This window comes from Paenibacillus sp. 1-18, assembly GCF_000520755.1.
In the GTDB taxonomy this organism is placed as follows: domain Bacteria; phylum Bacillota; class Bacilli; order Paenibacillales; family Paenibacillaceae; genus Paenibacillus; species Paenibacillus brasilensis.
Genome location: NZ_ASSB01000232.1, coordinates 1 through 3,074, shown reverse-complemented (window position 1 = coordinate 3,074; position 3,074 = coordinate 1). Strand labels below are relative to the sequence as shown.

General features: G+C 56.5%; 1 protein-coding gene and 1 pseudogene. Both read left to right on the top strand.

The genetic code is table 11. The features are described from left to right. The coding region (locus L693_RS0114545) for a DEAD/DEAH box helicase (RefSeq protein WP_025717882.1) at nt 1-2,569 on the top strand (2,569 nt) is incomplete at its 5' end. A 45-nt stretch (nt 2,570-2,614) separates the two neighbouring features. Further along, nucleotides 2,615-3,074: pseudogene (locus L693_RS0114540) on the top strand (phosphoribosylglycinamide synthetase); the annotation flags it as partial.

Here is a 3,074-nt window from a genome sequence, read left to right as displayed (position 1 = left end):
CTTCGCGGGCAAGGAACCCGAAACACGAGAGGATGCGGCTGGCATCGTGCTATATTCCTTTCTGCGCGCGATCGTTCATGCAGAAACAACTGCCGTGCTGGCTGCCTCGGACCGTGAGCTGGGAAGATATCGCGCAGAATATCGGCGCGGAGGATCGCCGCTGGCGGAGCTGTGGTGGAACAGTCTGCTGACAGGTTCACGTCAGGTTACCATTCAGGGAACACCTGTCGAAATGGAGGAGCTGGTACTTCAAGCGTCCTCTCTTGAGGGAAGCGCGATGCCTGTCACGGAGCGGGAGGCGCAGGAACCGATCGAAGGGCAGCTGCGTTTGTGCCTTCGTTTGGAGCCTGGCCTGGAGGAGAATGTCAAGGAATGGCGCATCACCTTTTGGGTGGAAAGCGATGCAGAGCCGGGATTGCGACTGCCTGCTCTGACGCTGTGGGCGCATCCTGAACGTGATCTGATTCGCGGTGGAATCGTGTATCACCAAGTGCAAGCACAGCTGTTGACGCGGCTCGGACAGGCGGCTGATGCGGCGCCTATACTGCTGGAAGCGTTGAATCGCCCCTATCCCGAGGGGCTCATACTGGAGCCCGAGATGTTCTTCCGCTTCCTGACGGAAGCTGTACCTGCCCTGCAAAAGAACGGCATCACGGTGCAAATGCCTTCACGCTGGAGCCGGGAGGGCCGGAGGCGTGCAGGCTTGCGACTCAAAATGCGTTCAACGGAGCGGGGCGCAAAGCCGGATGGTGTGATCACCGATACGTCGTCGGTCGGCATTAACCGCATGATTTCCTTTGATGCCGAGGCTGTGCTGGGCGATATGACCTTGACGATGGAGGAATTGGAAAGCATCGTCGCGGCCAATTTGCCGTATGTACGTCTCGGAGGGGAATGGATCGAGGTCGATCCCAAGGAAATCCGTCAGGTGCTGCGCTTTATCAAGCGCGGGGAAGACGGCGAAATGACCTTGTCCGAATGGATGCATCTGGCCGCGGAAAATGAAGGTGCAGGTGAAGCCTCATGGAAAGGCCTGTCCATATTCGGCGCGGAATCCGTCGGCTTGCTTGCGTCTTTGGCTGAGGGCGGCGTGCTCCGTTCCGTGGAGCCGCGACCAGTACCGGAGACGCTGCACGGCGCATTACGGCCCTATCAGGAGCGCGGCTTCCAGTGGCTGGCTGCGATGCGCGGCTTGGGCTTTGGCGTCTGCCTGGCCGACGACATGGGGCTTGGCAAGACGATTCAGGTTATCACCTGCCTGCTCGATGGGGGGATTGGTGCTGCGGATCAGCGCCCGGCCTTGATCATCTGTCCGACGTCCCTGCTCGGCAACTGGCAGCGGGAGCTGAAGCGGTTTTCACCGGATTTGTCGCTGTACATTCATCACGGTAACCAGCGACTGCACGGAGAGTTGTTTCAAGAAAGTGTACGCGAGTATGATATCGTCCTCACCACCTATCATCTGGCAGGCCGGGACGGCAGTGATTTATCTGCGGTCTATTGGTCCTCCATCGTACTGGATGAGGCGCAATATATAAAAAATGCACGAACCAAGCAGGCGCAAAGCGTCATGAAGCTGTCTGCACCACACCGGATTGCCATGACGGGTACTCCGGTGGAGAATCGGTTGAGCGAGCTGTGGTCTATCTTCCAATTCCTGAACCCAGGCTATCTCGGTACAGCGTCTTCGTTTCGTCAGCGGTACAGTACCACGGGGGAGGAACGCGGGTCCGCGTTGCGTGAGCTGCACCGTCTCGTCTCTCCGTTTATGTTGCGCCGACTCAAAAGCGATCCGGATATACGTAAGGATCTGCCGGAGAAATTGGAGCTAAAATCCTATTGTGTGCTGACACCGGAGCAGGCAGGTTTGTATCGCGGCGTGGTGGATCAATTGATGGGAACGCTCGATGGACAGATCGGCATAGCCCGCAAAGGGCTTGTCCTGTCTTCGCTGACCAAGCTGAAGCAAATTTGTGACCATCCGGGTCTGATCATTCCGGGACGGGCTGAGACCGGCAAAACCGAAAACTCGGGCAAAATGGAGCGATTACTGGAATTGGTGGAGACCATTCGCGAAAATGGCGAATCGGCGCTGATTTTCACCCAATATGTGTCGATGGGCGAATTGCTGGTATCGCGTTTGGCCAAAATCTTTGGCGAAGAGCCGTATTTTCTGCATGGAGGGCTGACAAAAACCAGACGGGACGAGATTGTTCACAACTTTCAAAAGGGAGAAGGCCCGGATATATTTGTACTTTCCCTGCGTGCAGGTGGCGTGGGTCTGAATTTGACGCGTGCCAGCCATGTCATTCACTATGACCGCTGGTGGAATCCAGCGGTAGAAAATCAGGCGACAGACCGGGTTTTCCGTATCGGTCAAAGCCGCAATGTGCAGGTGCATAAGCTGATTTGCCAAGGTACGCTGGAGGAACGGATTGATGAATTGATCGAGAGCAAAAGGGCGCTTTCCGAGCAGGTTGTCGGCTCTGGTGAACACTGGTTGACCGAAATGTCTGACGATGAGCTGCGCGGTCTGATCGCGCTGCAAAATGATGTATGGATTGATTAGGTAAAGAAAGTAGGTAAAGAAAGTAGTAAAGAAAGGATGAAGGCAATGACAAGGCCGCAAGTGAAGCTGAACGTAGCTGACGGTCAGTGGGCAGTAGAAATAGACGTCGACGGGACGGAAGACAGATCGGCGGCTGCAGCTGCCCGTTGGACGGGGCCTGTACCTGTACTGAACCCGGAACAGCGGACGGCATGGCTGGAGCAGCTCAAAGCGGAGCCTTGGGACATATACCGTTTCTTGCAGGGGGAGACCTGTCTCTCACTGGAAGATGTTGTTCAGGCAGCAGCCGAAACAGCTGCTCCCAGCCTGAAGGATGATATGGGTACAGCCGACGACGTGAAGAAAGCTCTGCAGGCTGGACTGAAAAGCGAGCCACACTGCTGTCTGGAGCTGATCGGAATGACGCGGGAAGAGCTGCTGGAGTACGTATTCAGCGCTTGGGCCGGAGAGCTGTCCCATGTGCGAGGGACATCCCCTGCACTTGAGCCAACCTCGCGGTCAGAGG